Here is an 18,794-nt window from a genome sequence, read left to right as displayed (position 1 = left end):
CCTCCCCACTTCGTGGAGAGGAGAAGGAAGCCCTTCATTCTCCCTATTTGAGGCTCGCATTTATTTTTTATTTTTGACCTCCTACATGTTACATATTCTTCGGGGCGGTTCTGACATTTTTCCGTCATCCGGGGACGTGCATATTTTACCATTCTGGGACGTCAAATGCTGGAAAAGAAAAACACAGTTCTGATTGTGGATGATGAAGACGAAATCCGCAAAATGCTGAGCATTTTTCTGGAAGCCGCCGATTTCAAGGTCTGCGAGTGCGATAGTGGCAAACAGGCTCTGCGCCTGTCGGCCTCGGTTCGCCCCGACCTCATCCTGCTCGACCTGGGCCTGCCCGACATCGACGGCAAGGAGGTCATCGCCAAGATCCGTGAGTGGTCCAATGTACCGATTGTGGTGCTGACCGCCCGCTCCGAAGATGCCGACGCCGCGCCGGCGCTGAACACCGGCGCCGATGATTATGTCACCAAGCCGTTTTCGGCCGAGGTCCTGCTGGCGCGCATCAACGCCAACCTGCGCAAGTCGGCGGTCAAGGAAGTCGGCGAGCCCGAAATCGTCCATGGCCCGATCCGTATGGATTTGGTTCGCCACGAAGTCTTTATCGACGGCGAGCGTATCGGCTTTACGCCCAAAGAATACGATCTGCTGCGCTTCTTCCTGGTCAACCGTGGCCGCATGTTGACGCACAAGCAGATCCTCAAGGAAGTCTGGGGTCCGGCCCACCTGGAAGACACGCAGTATCTGCGCGTCTATATCGGCCAGGTTCGCGACAAGCTGGAAACCCGGCCTGGCCTGGGCAAGTCGATCGTGTCGGAATCCGGCATCGGCTACCGCATGGACCTGATCAATCCGGAACCGGAAAAGGTCCAGCAGGCTTAAGTTCTACAAAAAACGTGATGGTGGAAAACCAGGGTTCGGCAGGTTGCCGGCCCTGGTTTTTTAATGCTCTGGTTTCGCATAATGGCCCTGATATCTTTCTTATTTTGCGGCCGCGACTCGGTTTTGTATATTTATCGCCGCTCGCCTAACCTGAGGATGACTCCCGGCTCCAGGCCGGAGCCTGACAGGAGAAGACCATGTTAAACTGGATTGTGACTTTCTTTATTCTGGCGGTGGTTGCCGCCTTCTTCGGCTTTACCGGCCTGGCCGGCACCTTTGCCGAAATCGCCAAGTTCATCGCCGTGATCTTCGTGGTGCTGTTTATCGCCAGCCTTGTCTATCGCATGATCACCGGCCGCAGCGCCAATCCACCCTTGTAACGGCTGTCAAAGCCAGAACGGAAAAACCGGCCCTCAACAGGCCGGTTTTTTGTTGCCCGATACGGATACTGCCGCGCAGGGGAAGCGCAGTTTTACGACTTACGGTTATCCGAGTAGATCAGCGTAAACACCGCTCCACCTTCGGAGTGGTTGCTCAGCTCGATCCGGCCGTGCAGAAGCCGCATGATGTGCTGGCAGATGGTCAGGCCGAGGCCCGTGCCGGCCGCCTGCTGATCAGACTTCTGCAGCCGGGTATATTTGTCGAACACCGCTACCTGCTGATCGTCGGGGATGCCTTCGCCATGGTCGCGGATGCGCACAAAGCCGTAACCGTCCTTCATGCCGTAGGCGACCTCGACCAGAGGCGGTTCTTTGCCGGCCTTGCGGCCGCCGAACTTGAAGGCATTGTGCAGCACCAGGCCGATGGCGCGCGCCCCCAGCATCGGATCGGTGACGATCTCATCCTGGGTACCGACAGGGGTAATCTCGAGTTCGCCGCGGGTCTTCAGCGGTCCCAGTCGCGACAGCGAATCCTGGATCATCTGGCCCAGGCGCGACGACTCGAAGCGCGGCCGTACGGCGTCGGCCTCGAACTTGGCCATGTCCAGGATGTTGGTGATGAAATAGTCGAGCCGGAAGGCTTCCGTCAGCGCCGAACTGACAAGGGTGCGCCGCTTTTCCTCGGACAGCTTCGCGTCCAGGAGGGTCATGACCTCCAGCGAGCCGATAATGGTGGCCAGGGGCGTCTTCAGGTCATGCGACACCGAAGACAGCATCTGACGGTGCAGATATTCGCGGATCTGGTCGTGCGACGGCGAAGACATATCGTTGGCGGGCATGATGTTATCTAACTCGAATATGCGGCCGGCGCCACCGCAATCACAAAAGAAAAAAAGCGGGAGCAAGGTTTTACGCCTTGCTCCCGTCTATGGATCATCCGCCGCAATCAGGGGGAAAATCGCGGCATCGATCGTATGGAATTACCGCATGACTCCGAAGAGATAGAGCAGGATGATGACGGGGATCGGCACGCCCACCAGCCACAATAAAATGCCTTTCATCAGTCCTTGTCCTTTCAGGTTGCGTCATTGCCGTCGGTGGCTTTCGACACCGCACTGGAGGTCGACTTGCCGGCCTTCTCGAGGCCCTTGCCGGCTTTGTCTCCGGCCTTTTCCAGGTCGTCGCCGATGCTGGACAAGGTTTCGCTGTCCTTAACCTCATCGATGGCCTTGCCGGCAGCGGCCGGAACTGCGTCAATGACCTCACCGACATGCTCGCCGACCGTAGTCGAGTTGTTCTTGTTGAAATACCAGATGCCGGCAATGACCAGGATGACCACCAGGATCACCAGGAGAATCTTTGCCAGAGGGGAACCACGTGTCGTTGTCATGTTCCTCAATCCTCGACGTGTTCGGCGATTTGGATGTAGGTGACGAGGTCGTCGCGATCTTCGTCCTCGTCGAACAGTTCCGGCGGCAGGTCGTCTTCGTAGAATTCACCGTCCAGCGAAGCGCGGTGCAACGGCGCCGGGGCCTTGCGGGTGGGGAAGGGAACAACATGAGCGTTCATCATAGCGGTCCTCACATCAGGCAGCGTTACTGCGCATTTCGGGTTGTGTGACGGGGGGAATATCGGGTTGCAGGTCCGGAGAGGTTTCCGGCTGGTCAGGTTGCGACGGCACTTCGGGCTGGGCCGGTTCCGGCACCGGATCGGGCGCCGGCTGGCCGGGATCGGCGAATGTCGAGTCGAAGGCCGGGATCAGCATGTTGATGCGGCGCAGCGCCCGGGAGACCTCGTCGGTGCGGTGCTGCTGGTCCTTGGTGGCGGGATTGCCGCCTTCATCTTCCAGGCGGAGATATTCTTCCAGGCACAGCGCCAGTTCCTTCTGGGCGTCATGCAGGGTGCCGAGGCCGTTTTCGGTCAGTTTCTGGACGGCGTTGAGACCGTCGAGATAGGTGTCGGTCCACGCGGTAAGGCTTTCGATCTGGGCCTTGACGTCGGCCTTCAGGCGGGCGCCTTCGCAGCCATCAAGCAGCTTGCGCAGGTCGCGCGAGACCTTTTCCACCTCTTCGAGATGGGACGTCGCGGGGGCAGCGGCGTTCAGGTTTTGGTCGGTTTGATCGGCCATGGCGTTCATCGCCTCCTTCTTAGGGGGCTATGTACGCCCCGGTTGAGGTGACGTTATTCCAACGCTTGCAAGTGCGCAGTGCCGAAGCCGCTTCGGCCCCGTAAGGAGCCGGTAAGGTTCGGACAGGTCCGTAGAATCAAGCGACGGAACGCACAGACAGGAACGGAAAGAAGCGGAATTCCGGGTGCCGCACATCCCGCGCGAAGCGCCTTACTGCCTGACAGACATTACCTGCCCTGAAAGATGTCGGTTGTCCTGAATTTCCGTGTTTTCAGTGTCGCCGCGCAGCGGCCTCTGTGTTTTCCGTGTTCTTCTTAAAAGCCTCAGGTAAGCCGGAAGCTTTTAAGAGGAACACGGAAAACACTGAAGCGCCGCCTGTGGCGGCGTGCACGGAAGTCACGGAATTCCGGGTGAAGATACGCCAGGGCATCACTTGAACCATCAAGCCATCAAGGCGCTTCGCGCGGGAGATTCGGCTATCGGAATTCCGTTTCTTGCCCTACCGGATCTGGCCCAGTTTCATCGCCAGTATATCGGGCAGGACCGGCTTTGATATATAGTCGTCCATCCCCGCCGCCAGGCAGCGTTCGCGGTCGCCGGCCAAAGCATGGGCCGTCACCCCGATGATGATGTTGCGCGCGTCTTCGTCCTCCAGCTCGCGGATGCAGCCGGTGGTCTCCAGACCGTCCATGCCGTGCATCTGCACGTCCATCAGGATGGCATGGAAAGGATCGTCGCGCTCGCGCACCATGTGGATGGCTTCGACGCCCGATGCCGCCGCCAGGGCATCATAGCCCAGCTCCTCCAGCATCAGCGACAGCACCATGATGTTGGGTGCATAGTCCTCGACGATCAGCACCATCGGCTTGGCTTCGCCCTCCAGCGGCCGGCGGCGCGGAGCTTCCGGCTCGTCGATGGTTTCACGGGCATAGCCGCGCTGCAGGCGCAGGGTGACGTGGAAGACCGAACCTTCGCCAGGGCGGCTTTCGACGCGGATATCGCCGCCCATCAGCTCGACCAGCGAGCGGGCGATCGACAGGCCCAGGCCCGAACCGCCATAGCGCCGGGTAATGGTCTCATCGGCCTGGGTGAACTTCTCGAAAATCAGCGGCAGCTTCTCGCGTTCGATGCCGATGCCGGAATCGCTGACGCTCATATGCAGGATCAGATGGTCGTCGCCGTCAGGCGTGGTTTCGGCGCGCAGGGTGATCTCGCCCGAATCGGTGAACTTCAGTGCGTTGCTGACCAGGTTCATCAGGACCTGTTGCAGCCGCGTCCGGTCACCCAGCGCCACGGCGCCGTGCGACTTGTCCTCCAGCTGCAGGCTCAGCCCCTTGCGCGCGATGTCCTGTTCGAACATCACCCGGATGTCGCGCAGGATGGCGGCGACCTCGAACGGCAGTTGCTCCAGGTCGATATGGTCGTCTTCGATGCGGCTGATGTCGAGCAGGTCGTTGATCAGCTTGAGCAGCAGGTCGGCATTGGTGCGCAGGGTATCGACGATCTTCTTCTGCTCGTCGTTCAGCGGTGACTTGGCCAGCACGCTGGCCAGGCCGGTGACCACGTTCATCGGCGTGCGGATTTCGTGGCTCATGGTCGCCAGGAAGCGGCTCTTGGCCTGGCTGGCGGCCTCGGCGCGCTCCTTGGCGTGCTGCAGCTCGTCGCGCTGCTGGGCATTCTCGCGCAGCAACCGCTCCTTGGTGAAGGCCGAGGTCATGATGGCCGGCAGCAGGTCGAGATAGGTCTGGTTGACGTCCTTGACCGCGTAGTCGGCGGCGCCCTTTTCCAAGGCTTCCAGGGCGATGCGTTCATCGCCGCCCGTGGTCAGGATAACGGCCGGCGGCGGTTGCGGCATCCGGCCCAGGTGGTCCAGCAGCTCCAGCCCGTTCATGCCCGGCAGGTTGTAGTCGACCAGGACGAGGTCATAGCTGGCGGCCTTCAGCGCCTCCAGCCCGGCCTCAGCGGTTTCAACGGTGTCGACGGTCAGGCCGGCGCGCTCCATCCGCCGCTGCAACAGACGCGCCAGCGCTGCATCGTCCTCGACATAGAGGATGCGGTGCATGGCGTGGTGCGTCGTGGCACGTCCCGTGGTGTTGGTGGTATCAGGCATGTTGGTCGTCGGAGATGTGGGGTACGCGTACGACGGTCAGCGTCAAGCCCAGTTTACGGATCGCTTCCGAGAAGGCTTCGTAGCCGACCGGCTTGGTCATAAACGCATTGCACCCCAAAGCGTAGCACCGGTCAATATCTTTCGGGTGGTCTGTGGTGGTCAGCACCACCACGGGGATCATCTTTGTCCGCTCATCACCCTTCAGCCGGCGAAGAATTTCGAATCCGTCGATATCGGGCAGGTTCAGGTCCAGCATCAGCACGGTGTCCGCGTGATCCTGCGGGGCGCCTGATTCGGGGAAGAAATAGTCGATCGCCTGGGTGCCGGTGCTCAGCAGAGTGATCGGATTGATCACGCCGCCGCGTTGCAGGTTGCGGCGGATCAGGGCGGCGTGGCCGGGATCGTCCTCGACCATCACCACGGTAAAGGGCGCAGCGTAGGGCTCGATCATCCGCGGCCGCCTTTCGTCCCGGCCGCTTTACGTGCCTCCGCCGGCGGGCGGGCGATCTCAAGCGTCTTCTTGGGCAGGCTGAAATAGAAGGTGGTGCCGCGGTTCAGCGCCGATTCGAACCAGATGGCGCCGGACATCCGCCGCAACGACGCCTTGACGAAGGCCATGCCGATGCCCAAGCCCCGGACATCGCCGGTATTACGTGCGCGGCGAAAGATGTTGAACACACGGTCACTGTCTTCCGGGGCAATGCCGCGGCCATTGTCGCGGACCGAGAAAATGTAGTCGCGGCCGGTCTCGTGGCAGGTAATCTCGATATGACCGGGCTCGTCTGAGCGCAGATACTTGACCGCATTGTCGATTAGGTTGGAAAAAATCTGTTCCAGGGCCGAGCGGTCGGTGACGATTTCGGGCAGGGCGCCGACCTTGACCTCGACACCCTTGTTCGTAATCTCGTAGCTCTGGGCACCCAGGCAGGTGTCGACGACGTCCCGGGCATTGACCCTTTCGTCATGGTAGACGTACTTGCCGATGCGCGACAGGTCCAGGATGGCCGTCGTCAGGGTGTCCATGCGGTCGACGGCATTGCCGATAAAGCCCAGCGCTTCGGGGACGTCGTGCTTGAGGATGGTCTCCAGCTTGGCCCAGGTTGGCGCGCCGATCTGGTCTTTCTTGGGCTCCAGCAGCTCGTTAACCTCGTGCACGGCGATGGCCAGCTCGTGCGAGAACCCCTTCAGATTGACCAGGGGCGAGCGCATGTCGTGCGAGGTGATATAGGTGAAGGCTTCCATATCGGCATTGAGCTGGCGCAGGTCCTCTTCGCGCGCCTTCTGCTCGCTGATGTCGGTGTGGGTGCCGATCAGGCTGCGGATCTGGCCGAACTTGTCCCAGGTGCCGATGCCGCGCGACAGGATCCAGCGCCAGGTGCCGTCCTTGTGCTTCATGCGGAACACGTTACTGTAGAAGGGCGTCTTCTTGGTGATGTAGTCGCGCCGAACCTCCAGGGAACCTTCGACATCGTCGGGGTGGATCAGATTGATGGCGGTTTCGGCCGTCTCTTCCAGCTCGTCCTCGTCGTAGCCCAGCATGGCCTTGAATTCCCTGGACATGAACATCGAGTCGTTGACGAAGTTGAGTTCGTAGAGGCCGTCATTGACCCCGTTCATGACGGCCAGGAAGCGCGATTCGGAGCGCCGATTCTCGTCCTCGGCCTTTTCCTTTTCGCTTTCCAGCCGGATGATCAGCACCGTGCCGGCCAGCAGGATGCCGACCCCCAGGACCGCGCCGAAGATCAGGATATAGAGGAAGTTGTTGCGCTGCCGGTCGACCAGCTCGACCTGCTGGCGCAACAGGACCAGGCGCTTGTCGACCGCGGCCTCGACCGTGGTGCGCAGGCGGTCCATCTGCTGGACCTCCTGCTCCATCTCGGCGGACGATATGGCGCTGCGGCCCTGGGCCTTCACCCGCGTGACCTGTTTGGCCAGCAGGGTCTGGATGGCTTCGATCTGTTCCAGCCAGGCATTGGTCTCGGCAAACGAGTTGGATTCGTAATAGGTCTGGTTGCGCAGGGCGAAAATCTCATCGCGCAGCCGGGCATTGGCCTTGTCATAGGGCTCGAGGAAGCGCGGCTGGCCGGACATGACGAAGCCGCGCACGCCGGTTTCCATGTCGATGACATCGCTCAGGATCATCCGGCTCTGGCGGATATTTTCATACTGATAGATGGTGTATTTCTGAGACTGCTGCACGCGCTCGTACTGGCCGTAGATGACCATGATGAAACCGCAAAGGGCAATGGCGATCACGGCGAAGAAGGCCAGATAGACCTCTTTGACGGTAATTCCCCAGGGCAAGCGCATGATTGGTCCGGCCAGCTTTTCGTGATTGCGGCGTCACGCAGCCACCCTGCACCCTATCGGCAGGGCTGTAAACGGACAATAAGCTGAGCCGATTTGAAAATAAAAACCTTGTAAAGTCTACGCTTTTTCAGGCTGGCGTCGGCGAAGGCCGTTGATGAACGCCCCGGCGACGCTGGTAACGCTGTCGGCGACCTTACCAACCATGGGCGTCTGGGCATTGAACACCAGGTCGATATCGGCGCGAACGGCGGCCCAGGTGCGAAGGGCTGCAAAGGCGGTAAGGCCGATGGTGATCAGGCTGAGACCGGCGACCAGGGTTCCGGCGATGGCGCTGCCGACGCCGGCGGCCAGCATTTCGGCATAGATCAGCCACATGAGCGAGGCAATCAGAAGCGCGGTCATCAGGGCGGCAAACACGCTGAGCGTCACGAAAATGGCCATGCCGGCCAGGGCGCGCATCACGTACGGTTTGGAATCTTTCAGTTTATGGCTGGCCGAAAGCAGATCCAGAAGCCGCATAATGACCGACATCGTGTTCTCTCAATGGGATTTAAGAAAATTCGGGAGCGGAGCATGGCCAGGACACCATACTCCGCTCCGGCATCGGGTTATCACTCGGGGGGGCCTGATGACCCGATGCGAACTTAAAAGATTACCGGCGCGCCAGCAGGGCGCCGAGGATGAAACCGGCACCCAGCGCGATGGCGCTGGAGCGAATGGGGTTGGACTTGATTTCGTGGGTCACCTTGTCCGTGGTGCTGCGGGTCTGATCGACGGTCTTGTCGACAAAGCCGCGGACCTTCTGGCCGGCGTCCTGGGCATAGTCGCTGACATTATGCAGGATGTCGCGACCGGTGTTTTCGGTGTCGCGGGCAGCGTTGCGGATGTCGTTTTCAGCCAGGCTTTTGGTGACGTTGGCGGCGGCCTTGGTCGCGGAAGAAAGCATGGTTCATCTCCTGTACAAACAAAAGGGGGAGGTCAGTTTTTCGGGGGAGGAAAAAGGGCTCACGTCCACGGATTGCTTGCACGGCGTATAATCCGAGGTCTTAGGCTAGGGGGGGCGGTAAAGAGCCCCGGACTGTGCCGCGCCGGAAACCGTGGACGTGATGATGCTAGATTGGGGCATCGTGTTTAAGGAAGCCATGTGGACGTCAGCGGATTTTATAAAGGCAGCATAAAGATGCCCCGAAAGCTTATAATATAAAGGATTTGTCCACAGGTTGGCGGCTCTGAGGGGCTTTGATCCGATCTTTACGCGCGAGGCAAGGACTGCGCGCATCAAACTTATGCGGGGGCTGGTAGGCTGTTTTCAGTCGCCGCTGCACAGCGTGCGGCATCTTCTTTCACCAGGAGTATGAACCATGTCGATCAAGTCGAGCATCAAGGAAACCGTTGGCGCCGCCGAGGAAGAACTGGGCGAAGCCGTTCACAATGACAAGATGGCCGATAAGGGCCGGGCGCTGCGCAACGAAGGCCGTATCGGCAACGGCAAGCTGCCCAAGACGTCGGTTCCGGGTTCGGAAAAGTAAGTTTTGTCCTGAGTACGCGTATCTATCCTCCCGCACACTCGCCCTTCGGCTTCTCCCTGGCCGGAGGGCGTTTTTTATGCGGATGGCAGACCTAGGCCTTGGTCAGATAGTCATAGCTCGCCTTGATACTGGCGAAGGCGTCGGTGGGGTTATCGTGTTCCACGAAGACGTTGGTCACGCCCTTTTCCTTGCCAAGCTTTAACACGCTCGCATAGTCGATGACACCCGAACCGACCGACGTCATCTTGCCGTCCGCGTTCTTGTCCTTCAGGTGCAGCGCCTTGATGCGATCGCCATGCTCATGCAGGACATGGATCGGGTCGTGGCCGGCGAAGCTGGCCCAGTAGCAGTCCAGCTCGATCGCCACCTTGGCGGGATCGGTTGTTTCCAGCAGAATATGGAACGGCAGTTCGCCGCTCTCCGTCTTGGCGAACTCGAAGTCGTGGTTGTGATAGGCCACGGTAATGCCGCGCGGCTTGGCGAGGTCGGCCCAGCCGTTCATCTGCTCGCCCAGCTTGGCCCAGTCCTTACGGCGGTCCGGCGACAACCATGGCAGGACGGCGTAGGTGCCGCCCAGAGTCGCGACCTCGTCCAGAGCCGCTTCGGTGCGGGTGAACCAGTCGTCGTGCGGGACGTGGCTGGACACCGCCTTCAACCCGACCTGATCGAGGAAGCCGCGGATTTCCTTCGCTGTGCGCCCGGCCAGGCCGGCGGTCTCGACCTCAGCAAAGCCGATGGTCTTCAACTTTTGCAGGGTGGCCAGAGGATCGGCGTTGAAGGCATCGCGCACGGTATATAGTTGCACGCCGATATTCTGATACGGCCGGGCTTGAGCAGCACCGGCCAGGCCGAGCGCAGCCGCTCCCACCAGGAAACCGCGGCGTGAAGGGGTAAAGGCGTTCATGGCACTATCCTTAAATGACGTTGGCCTGGACCTGTTTCACGGCATAGTCGGCGGCGCGCGCCGTCAGGGCCATGAAGGTGATGGAGGGATTGACGCAAGAAGTCGACGCCATCTGGGCGCCGTCGGTGATGAACAGGTTCGGCGCGTCGTGGGCCTGGCTCCACTTGTTGACCACCGAATCCTGCGGGCTGTGACCCATGCGCGCGCCGCCCATTTCGTGGATGGCGTCGCCCGGCACGTGCTCGCGCTGCTCGGCCTTGACGTTCTTCAGCCCCGCCGCGGTCAGCATACGTATGCCTTCCTGCTTGGCGTCGGCCATCATCTTGTATTCGTTGTCGTGGAAGGTGACATTGAACACGGCCAAAGGCACGCCGTAGCGATCGACCTTGGTCGGCGACAGGGTCAGGGTGTTGTCGCGATAGGGCAGGCATTCACCAAAGGCCATCATGCCCATGCGCCACGGTCCGTATTCGCGCAGTTCCTGCTTCATGTCGGCGCCGAATCCTTCCGGCCATTTCGGGCCGCGGCCGGCGCCGCCCTGGTAGCCATAGCCGCGCAGGAAGTCGACCTCGTCCTTCTGGTCGGCCCGCAGGTTGCGAAAACGCGGGATATAGATACCGCCCGGCCGGCGGCCGTATTCGATCAGGTCGCTGAAACCGGGCACTTCGCCCGAGATACTGACCCGGAAGATATGGTCCATGACGTAGCGGCCCAGCGTCCCGCTCTGGTTGGCGAAGCTGTCGGAGCGGCCTTCGGCGCGCGAGTTCAGCAGGATCTGCACCGAGGCCAGGGTCGAGGCGCACAGGAACACGATGCGCGAACGATAGATCTTGGCTTCCTTGGTATTGGCGTCGATGACCCGCACGCCGGTGACACGCTTCTTCGCCTCGTCATATTCGAGGCTCGTCACCACGGCGTCGGGGACCAGGGTCAGGTTGCCCGTGGCCCGCGCCGCCGGCAGGGTCACCGCCTGGGTCGAGAAATAGGCGCCGAAGGAACAGCCCCGCGCGCACTGGCTGCGGCTCTGACAACGCGACCGGCCCTGTTCAGGCTTGTCTTCGGTCATGTTGGCGACGCGGTTATGGATAAAGTGGCGGCCCGGCACGTTCGACTTGAACTGGCCCTGGACCCAGCGCTCGGCGGCGTTCATCGGGTGCGGCGGCTGGAACTGGCCGTCAGGCAGTTCGTCCAGCCCGTCCTTGTTGCCGGCGATCCCGGCATAGGATTCGACATAGTCGTACCACGGCGCGATGTCTTCGTAACGGATCGGCCAGTCATTGCCGTTGCCGTCCTTTTTGTTGGCCTCGAAGTCCGTGGCGTTCCAGCGCAGCGACACCCGCCCCCACAGGATCGACTTGCCGCCGACAATGGCCGGGCGGACCCAGCGGAAGTCCTTGCCTTCGTCATAGGCATAGGGGTTCAGCCGGTCGTTGTTGAAATAATGTGTCTTGTCGGAGCCGTCCGCGCCCCCGAACTTGGCCTTGAAATAGTCGCTCTCGACCACGGCCTTCTGGGTCTGGCCCCGGAAGGGCAGCTCCCAGGCGCCCTTGCCTTCGCCGGGATAGTCGCCGTGTTCGACCATATAGCCCCGGTCGAGCATCAGCACCTTCATGCCCTTTTCGGTCAGTTCCTTGGCCGCCCAGCCGCCGCTGACGCCGGAACCGATAACGATGGCGTCGAACTCATAAGACGCGTCTTGCATAGTTTTCTCTCCTGGGGCCGCTTTTTGGCGAGGTCATTGGCCATTGCGTGCGGCAGCGTGCCGTTAGCCGTTGAAGACGCGGCCTTCGTACTTGTAATCGCCGTCATAGCGGCCGGGGACGGGCAGGTAGACGCGCTCGACCGTCATACCGATCTCTGAGCTGTAGTAGCCGGAGACCACCAGTTGCCGCGAGGCATAGAAGAAGTCGGTTCCGGCGCCGGGCACCTTGCCGTTCATCACCTCGGTGATGACCTCGTCCTGAAGCGCTGGCTTCAGCTTGACGAAGCTCTTTTTGCGGGTCGTCTTGGCGTGGGCTTCGACTGCGTCGATACCCTTGATGAAGTCGGCGCGCTCGGTACCGGTGAACCAGTCGCCCAGCATCATCTCGATATAGGACGGCACGCCGGCGGCGATGGCGCCGGGCGTATCGGTGGTGGGCACGATGCGTTCGCTGTAGGCGGCGACAAAGGCGCGCTGGGCCGGGGTGAAGACGTTTTTGACGGGCTTAAAGCCCAGTTCCGAGGTCGTCGGGTCAGCCGCGCGGGCGAGTGCGGGAATCAGCGTCATGCCGAAGGCGCCGGCGATCGCGCCCAGGGCCATGCGGCGGTTCATGCTGAGATGGTCCATGTTTCTCTCCTGTCTTTTGCCCTCTGGCGGGGTGTTGAGACGGCGCCATGTAGACACGGAAATTCGCATCCGACAATGCAAAATTTTGTCACGAAAAAGGGACCCGCCGGGTTGAGCAGGTCCCTTGATGCGTAATGATTGTAATCCTTTACAACGCGACGTCGTGTAAACCTTTACAGGGCCGGTGTGATCATACCCGTTTCGTTTTCACTGTCGGTGTCTCCGGTGGAGAGATCGTCGATGACGCCGATGCCGGTTTCGTCTTCGTTCTCATCCTCGTTCAGGATGTTTTCACCCACGACATCGCCGGCCTGATCATCGAGATCCAGGTCGGTTTCGGGATTGGTCTTGTCGAGCATGGCTGCCTCCTCTGCAGAAAGGGGCAGTCTGCCTCCGGACGCATAAATTCTCAGCGCGGGAGATAAGGCGCGGTGTAAGAATCTCCTCTCCCCGCCTGCGGGGAGAGGACGAGAGCGGAACGAAGTGAATGCGATCGGGTGAGGGGCTCTTTCTGATAATTCAGGTGCAACCGCTCGTACAGAAGCCCCTCACCCTAACCTCTCCCCGTGAAGAACGGGGAGAGGGGATTCTACGGCGTTACGCTTCGGCCGTTTCAGCATCCTCAGCCGGAGTCTCTTCTTCATCCGACACCAGCTTGACCGCAGCGCGCAGCCGTTCGCGGCAGACCGACCGGCCCAGAACTTCCATGGCCTGGAACACCGGCAAAGACCGCGTTGTGCCGGTGATCGCCACGAACAGGATCGGCGCGGCGTCCTTGGTCTTCAGCCCGATCTCCTTGGCGATGGCCGCCACGGCGTTGAAGATCGACTCACCGGTAAACTCGGTCAGGGTATCGATCAGGGCATAGGACCGCGTCAGGATTTCGCGCAGTTGTTCTTTCGTGGCCTTCAGACCATCGAACGCCTCGGCCTTCAGGTCGATATGACCGACGAACATGAAGGCGATCAGCGGCGCCAGGTCGGCCAGCTTTTCGACCCGCGACTGGGCCAGGTCCAGCACCCGGTCGGCGCGGCTTTCACGTGCCGCCCATTTCAACACGTCGGCGCGGAACTGCTCCGGCGTCTTGCGCTCGCGGATCCAGCGCGCGTTCATCCAGTCCAGCTTCTTGACGTCGAACACGGCGCCGGCCTTGGACACCTGGGCGATGTCGAAACGCTGGATGAACTCGTCACGCGTCATCAGCTCGTCCTCGCCTTCGTCGAAGCGGACGAAATAGTGACCCAGGAAGTTGGCCAGGGCCTCGGGCAAGTAGCCCTGCGCTTCGAACCACGACATCGAGGTCGGGTTACGGCGTTTCGACAGCTTGGAACGGTCGAGCTGGCGCATCAGCGGCAGATGCAGGAACTGCGGCGGCGTCCAGCCGAAATGGCGGTACAGCAGGATGTGCTTCGGCGTCGACGACATCCATTCTTCGCCGCGGATGACGTGGCTAATCTGCATTTCGTGGTCGTCGACGACATTGGCCAGGTGGTAGGTCGGCATGCCGTCCGACTTCATCAGCACCTGCATGTCGATGTTCGACCACGGCATGGAAATATCGCCGTAGACGCCGTCGGTGAATTCGCAATTGCCTTCGGCCGGCACCACCATGCGCAGCACGTGCGGCTCGGTCTTGGCACGGGCTTCGGCTTCATCCTTGGGCAGGGTCAGGCAGCGGCCGTCATATTTCGGCGCCTCGCCCTTCATGCGTTGGGTCTTGCGCATCAGGTCCAGGCGCTCGGCCGAACAGAAGCAGCGGAAAGCATGGCCGGACTCCAGAAGCTGGCCGGCAAAGCGGTGATAGATGTCCTTGCGCTCGCTCTGGCGATAGGGGGCGTGCGGGCCGCCCTTGTCGGGGCCTTCTTCCCAATGCAGGCCCATCCAGGTGAAGGCCTCCATGATCTTGCGTTCGGAATCGGGGGTGGAGCGGCTCTGGTCTGTGTCCTCGATGCGCAGGATGAAGGTGCCGTTGTTGCGGCGCGCAAAAGCTTCGTTGAGAAGCGCGGTGTACATGGTTCCGATGTGGGGCTCGCCCGTCGGGGACGGAGCGATGCGGACGCGAACCGGAGAGGACATTGTGCAGTCTTTCGTTATCAGCCGTAATGAGCCGCTCCTTTAGGCGGTAACGGCGCAAACGGCAAGATAGCTGTAGAAACCCCTCTCCCCGTTCTTCACGGGGAGAGGTTAGGGTGAGGGGCATGCGAACCCGTCCGGTGCTCTATCGTCTTCAGAAGGCCCCTCACCCGATCGCCTTCGTTTCACTCGGCTCTCGTCCTCTCCCCGCACGCGGGGAGAGGTAAAATACTACACGCTCAAATGCTTCAGCAGGTCCGGGATCTTGATAGAAGCAAAATGAATGCTCGAATCCGCCACGCCATATGGCAGAAACACCCAATCCCCGCAGCGCATCGCGCCGCAGGTATAGATCACGTTCGGCACATAGCCTTCGCGGTTGTCCTCGGACGGCGACAACAGCGGCACCTTCGACCGGCCCAGCACCTTGCGCGGGTCGTCCTTGTCCAGCAACATCGCCCCCAGGGAATAGCGCCGCACCGCGCCGACGCCATGGGTCAGCACCAGCCAGCCCTCATCCAGCTCGATCGGCGAGCCGCAATTGCCCATCTGGATCAGCTCCCACGGCTCCACCGGACCGGCCAGGAACTCGCCATTGTTCCACGTCAACCGATCGTCGGTTTCGAGATAGAAGATGCTCTCATGATCCAGCCGGCCGACCGCGGCATAGCGGCCATTGATCCGTCGCGGAAACAGCGCCAACCCCTTGTGCTGCGATGCCGCCCCGCGGAACGGAGTCAGCTTGAACGAGCGGAAATCGCTGGTTTCGAAACACTCGCACGCAATATCGCGGCCGTTATAGGCGGTGTAGGTGCCCATGAAGGTCGTCGCACCGTTGTCGTCGGTAAACCTGACCATGCGCAGGTCTTCCAGGCCATTGCTCTGTTGCCGCGTGATCGGGAACAAAACCGTTTCCGACACGGGACAGGCCTGGTGGCCGTGGACGGTGATGACCCCGTCCAGCGGCGCATTGCCGTTGGGCTTGGCCGCCACCGCGATCTGGGAATCCGGCTTAAGCTCGACCGTGCCGTCAGGGTGGAAGGTGCCTTCGCGGAACGAAATGGTCGAGATGTGGCCTTCGCCCACGGTGCGCGTCGACATGATGAAGTTGACGGCGCCGACCGGCGCGCCGGTCTGGTCCGGGTGCGGCACGACCGACGGGTTCATCACCGCAGCGGCTTGGTAGCTGTATTCGTGGCAGAAATAGGCGCCGATCAGCGCCTGGTGGTCCTCATCCAGCGATTCCATCCCCCCTTGGATCGCTTGGATCTGGCGGAAGCGCTCCAGGAAGATGCCGCGGGTCTGCCAGTGCCGGCCGGTGAAGTCGCGGTTGACGACCTCCAGCTCGGCCTTGACCACCTCCGGCGTCATTTCTGTGATCGCGGCGCAGATACGCGCCACCCGCGACATGGCGCCCATGGCGCTGGTGTGGGCGCTGATTGAGATGGTGAAGGGTAGGATGACGACGCGCTCGGGATTGGCGTGCAGGGTCGTCGGACTGATGATCATATCGGTCAAGGTGCGTTCCCCGTGTGTCGTGCGAACGGATCCGTCCATTGCCGCCTCCTATAGTGTGTTCCGAAAAATTTGACACCCTCCCGCCGTGCCCGGAGGGAGGGTGATCACGGTGTTGTTATGCCGAAGACTTCGTCTTCTACAGCCCGCCTTTGAGAGCGACCCAGCTCAAGGGGTAGGCCAGGATCGACTCGGCGCCCTGGTTCTGGTTGAAGCCATGCGGGTTCAAACCGTCGTAGCAACCGCCATCCGCCGTCACCATCGGCAGGCTGTGGACGTTCTCGCCATGGAACCAGGCATAGCTCCGCAGGGCTTCGTTGCGCCACAGCGAGTCGGTGGTCACCTTCCATGCGGTCAGGCAGGCCTCAACGGTGGCGACCACCTCGATCGGCTGCTGGTCGAACAGGTTGCGACCCTGGCTGTCTTCCTTGAAGTGCGAGGTCGGTACCGGCACGAAACAGCCGCTGGCCTCGTCGGTCTGGCGCTGCATCAGCCAGCGCAGGGATTCGATGCCGTCATTCAGCATGGCGTTGTCGACCAGGAACTGGCCGGCCAGGATCAAACCTTCGCTGAGGCGGGCATTGTCGTAGGCGAGATAAGGCTCGAACCACTTGTGGCCGGTGCGGGCATGGTGGCGATAGGCGCCGTGCACGCCCTGGCCCAGCTTGCGGATCATCGCCTGGACTTCCTGGGCATCGCCGACGACGCCGAAGCCGCGGACCAGGCAACGGATCAGAATGGCGCGTGACCGCAGCGATTGCCATTGGGTCGTTTTGCTCAACACCTCATTGGCCAGGCTGATCGCCCAGGTGCGCAGGTCTTCGGGCAGGTTGGAGCGGGCGACATCGATCAGGCATTCGAACGACCGGGCGCAGCAATCGTCGGACCCGCCATCGTCCAGCCACTGCCGGCCGAACGACATGAAGTTGCGGAAGCGCGCGTCATGGTTCCAGGCGTGGTTCATGAAGGCGGCATAGGTGCGGGTCAGCTCGACCTGGCGCGGCGTCAGGACACCGACATTCGACAGGCGCGCCGCCAGCGACAGGGCGCGGCAGTTGTCGTCAGCGCAGTAGCCGTGCTCGCGGTCGGGCAGGCCGTACTTGCCGTGCTGGAAGATGCCGCAGCTGTCGGTCATACGCTCGATGGCGCCCCAGGCCGGGGCTTCGCCGATGACATTGGCGCGCTTGCCGGGCTCTTCGGTGCGGCGTTCGGCATCGGCCTCGGCGCGGGTGACATAGGCATTGGCCACGGCCGACCAGCGCGACGACAGCCCGGCCTGATAGGCGCGCTGCGACATGGCGGTACGCGCCTTGTCCGAGGCCAGCAGGTTGGAGATGGCCAGGGTGAAGGCGTGGACGTCCTTGAAAGGACACAGCGCGCCGACGCCGCCGGCCAGGACTTCCTGGGCGTGCCAGTAGGGGGTCGAGACGATCGGCCGGCCCAGGGCCAGGGCGTAGGACAGGGTGCCCGAGGTGATCTGGGTCTCGGTCAGGTAGGGCGTGACGTAAACGTCGGTGGCCTGCAGGATATCGACCAGTTCGGCGTCATTGACGAAGCTGTTGATGAAGTGGACGTGGCGCTCGACGCCGAGATCGCGCGCCATCTGCTTGAGGCTGTCGCGGTACTTTTCGCCCTCGTGCTTGATCAGGTGCGGATGGGTGGCGCCGATGACCAGGTAGACCAGGTTGGGGCAACCGCGGACGATGTCGGGCAGGGCCTGGATGACGGTTTCGATGCCCTTGTTCGGCGACAGCAGGCCAAACGTCGTCAGGGTCTTCTTGTTGGTCAGGCCCAGTTCCGCCTTGAAGCTGGTGGTGTCGCGCAACGGCCGCGAGGGGGCTCCGTGCGGGATGACGGCGATGCGCGCTTCCGGCACACTGTACACCCGCATCAGGATCTCCTTGCCCTTCTGCGCCATGGTCACCAGGGTGTCCGACAGGCGGATCAGGGCGTCCATGACCAGGCGCTGTTCGGCGTTGGGCTTTTCCAGGATGGTGTGCAGGGTGGTCACGATCGGCATGTTGAGCCGTTCCAGCATGGCCAGCAGGTAACGGCCGGACGGGCCGCCATAGATGCCGAATTCGTGCTGGACGAAGACCACGTCATTGCCGGCGGCGTTCAACTCGTCGGCCAGGGCGCGATAGGCGTCGATGTCGTTCTGGGGAAGCTGGTGGGTGACCTCGCTCGGATAATCATATTCCGCGCCCGGGTCATTCATGGCGATGACGTTCCACTCAGCCTGCGGCAGAGCCTTGGACAGGCAGGCGTACATGTCGCGGGTAAAGGTCGCCAGTCCGCATTGACGCGGCGGGAAATTGCCGATGATGGCGGGCCGGGTCAGGCGGACCGTACCTGTCTGGGCCTTATCGATGAGGGGAATATCGATTACGCTGAAGTCTTCGTCTTCGATCCGGTTGGCGGCCTGGAAACTGTTGGACTGCAGCATATTCTTACCTCGGCTTGTGTAAAACGCAGGTCCTCGCGCGCGGAAAAAGCCGTTAATGCTTCTCACGCCTTTGTTTGGACTGATCACGGAATTGTGCTAAGGTTCTGAAAACCTTGCGGAATATGGGCATACTGCCCATCAGCCCATAAAAAAGCAGTAGGGAAGACAGAACTTACAGTAAA

General features: G+C 61.3%; 19 protein-coding genes. 3 read left to right on the top strand and 16 right to left on the bottom strand.

Annotated elements, in window-relative coordinates:
• The first annotated feature begins 165 nt into the window (after positions 1-165).
• A complete protein-coding gene (locus ABAC460_RS31380; RefSeq protein ID WP_023452596.1) occupies positions 166-888 on the top strand; it encodes a response regulator in 723 nt (240 codons plus the stop codon).
• Between the two features lie 197 nt (positions 889-1,085).
• Positions 1,086-1,268 carry a DUF1328 domain-containing protein gene (locus ABAC460_RS31375; RefSeq protein WP_006273738.1) on the top strand — a complete coding sequence of 61 codons (183 nt, stop codon included), beginning with the start codon at positions 1,086-1,088 and terminating at the stop codon, positions 1,266-1,268.
• Positions 1,269-1,360: 92 nt separating this feature from the next.
• On the opposite strand, the gene ABAC460_RS31370 is transcribed toward ABAC460_RS31375, so the two are convergent.
• The 9 genes from ABAC460_RS31370 to ABAC460_RS31335 form a co-directional block, all read right to left on the bottom strand.
• Positions 1,361-2,107, bottom strand: coding sequence for a sensor histidine kinase (locus tag ABAC460_RS31370; RefSeq protein WP_031236518.1), 747 nt, complete (start codon positions 2,105-2,107; stop codon positions 1,361-1,363).
• A gap of 236 nt (positions 2,108-2,343) precedes the next feature.
• Positions 2,344-2,658, bottom strand: a complete 315-nt coding sequence (locus ABAC460_RS31365) for a hypothetical protein (RefSeq protein WP_031236517.1) — start codon at positions 2,656-2,658, stop codon at positions 2,344-2,346.
• Between the two features lie 5 nt (positions 2,659-2,663).
• Positions 2,664-2,837, bottom strand: a complete 174-nt coding sequence (locus ABAC460_RS49580) for a hypothetical protein (RefSeq protein ID WP_162150298.1) — start codon at positions 2,835-2,837, stop codon at positions 2,664-2,666.
• Between the two features lie 16 nt (positions 2,838-2,853).
• Positions 2,854-3,396: a hypothetical protein gene (locus ABAC460_RS31360; RefSeq protein ID WP_235075771.1), complete on the bottom strand. Its 543-nt coding sequence runs from the start codon at positions 3,394-3,396 to the stop codon at positions 2,854-2,856.
• A gap of 499 nt (positions 3,397-3,895) precedes the next feature.
• The gene (locus ABAC460_RS31355) at positions 3,896-5,506 is read right to left on the bottom strand and encodes a hybrid sensor histidine kinase/response regulator (protein WP_023452590.1); all 1,611 of its coding nucleotides are present in this window, start codon (positions 5,504-5,506) and stop codon (positions 3,896-3,898) included.
• Positions 5,499-5,957, bottom strand: a complete 459-nt coding sequence (locus ABAC460_RS31350; protein WP_023452589.1) for a response regulator — start codon at positions 5,955-5,957, stop codon at positions 5,499-5,501. Before ABAC460_RS31350 ends, ABAC460_RS31355 begins: the two co-directional genes overlap by 8 nt.
• Complete coding sequence (locus ABAC460_RS31345) at positions 5,954-7,816, bottom strand: sensor histidine kinase (RefSeq protein ID WP_023452588.1); 1,863 nt, start codon at positions 7,814-7,816, stop codon at positions 5,954-5,956. The genes ABAC460_RS31350 and ABAC460_RS31345 overlap by 4 nt, the downstream gene beginning before the upstream one ends.
• 117 nt (positions 7,817-7,933) lie before the next feature.
• Positions 7,934-8,347 carry a hypothetical protein gene (locus ABAC460_RS31340; protein ID WP_023452587.1) on the bottom strand — a complete coding sequence of 138 codons (414 nt, stop codon included), beginning with the start codon at positions 8,345-8,347 and terminating at the stop codon, positions 7,934-7,936.
• A gap of 121 nt (positions 8,348-8,468) precedes the next feature.
• Positions 8,469-8,762 carry a DUF883 family protein gene (locus tag ABAC460_RS31335; protein ID WP_023452586.1) on the bottom strand — a complete coding sequence of 98 codons (294 nt, stop codon included), beginning with the start codon at positions 8,760-8,762 and terminating at the stop codon, positions 8,469-8,471.
• Between the two features lie 415 nt (positions 8,763-9,177).
• On the opposite strand from ABAC460_RS31335, the gene ABAC460_RS50360 reads away from it, so the two are divergent.
• On the top strand, positions 9,178-9,345 hold the full coding sequence (locus ABAC460_RS50360) for a hypothetical protein (RefSeq protein ID WP_023452584.1): 168 nt from the start codon (positions 9,178-9,180) through the stop codon (positions 9,343-9,345).
• Positions 9,346-9,436: 91 nt separating this feature from the next.
• On the opposite strand, the gene ABAC460_RS31330 is transcribed toward ABAC460_RS50360, so the two are convergent.
• The 7 genes from ABAC460_RS31330 to ABAC460_RS31300 form a co-directional block, all read right to left on the bottom strand.
• Positions 9,437-10,249 (bottom strand): sugar phosphate isomerase/epimerase family protein, encoded by an 813-nt coding sequence (locus tag ABAC460_RS31330; protein WP_023452583.1) that lies wholly within the window; start codon positions 10,247-10,249, stop codon positions 9,437-9,439.
• A 10-nt stretch (positions 10,250-10,259) separates the two neighbouring features.
• The gene (locus ABAC460_RS31325) at positions 10,260-11,951 is read right to left on the bottom strand and encodes a GMC oxidoreductase (RefSeq protein WP_023452582.1); all 1,692 of its coding nucleotides are present in this window, start codon (positions 11,949-11,951) and stop codon (positions 10,260-10,262) included.
• Positions 11,952-12,014: 63 nt separating this feature from the next.
• Positions 12,015-12,578: a gluconate 2-dehydrogenase subunit 3 family protein gene (locus ABAC460_RS31320; RefSeq protein ID WP_023452581.1), complete on the bottom strand. Its 564-nt coding sequence runs from the start codon at positions 12,576-12,578 to the stop codon at positions 12,015-12,017.
• A 173-nt stretch (positions 12,579-12,751) separates the two neighbouring features.
• Positions 12,752-12,937, bottom strand: a complete 186-nt coding sequence (locus ABAC460_RS31315) for a hypothetical protein (RefSeq protein ID WP_023452580.1) — start codon at positions 12,935-12,937, stop codon at positions 12,752-12,754.
• A 238-nt stretch (positions 12,938-13,175) separates the two neighbouring features.
• Positions 13,176-14,654 carry a glutamate--tRNA ligase gene (gene gltX / locus ABAC460_RS31310; RefSeq protein WP_023452579.1) on the bottom strand — a complete coding sequence of 493 codons (1,479 nt, stop codon included), beginning with the start codon at positions 14,652-14,654 and terminating at the stop codon, positions 13,176-13,178.
• Positions 14,655-14,882: 228 nt separating this feature from the next.
• Complete coding sequence (locus ABAC460_RS31305) at positions 14,883-16,160, bottom strand: glycoside hydrolase family 130 protein (protein WP_031236513.1); 1,278 nt, start codon at positions 16,158-16,160, stop codon at positions 14,883-14,885.
• A gap of 145 nt (positions 16,161-16,305) precedes the next feature.
• Positions 16,306-18,612: a glycosyltransferase family 4 protein gene (locus ABAC460_RS31300; RefSeq protein WP_023452577.1), complete on the bottom strand. Its 2,307-nt coding sequence runs from the start codon at positions 18,610-18,612 to the stop codon at positions 16,306-16,308.
• Positions 18,613-18,794 lie beyond the last annotated feature (182 nt).

This window comes from Asticcacaulis sp. AC460 (assembly GCF_000495795.1).
In the GTDB taxonomy this organism is placed as follows: Bacteria; Pseudomonadota; Alphaproteobacteria; order Caulobacterales; family Caulobacteraceae; genus Asticcacaulis.
This window is presented reverse-complemented; position numbering and strand designations above follow the sequence as displayed.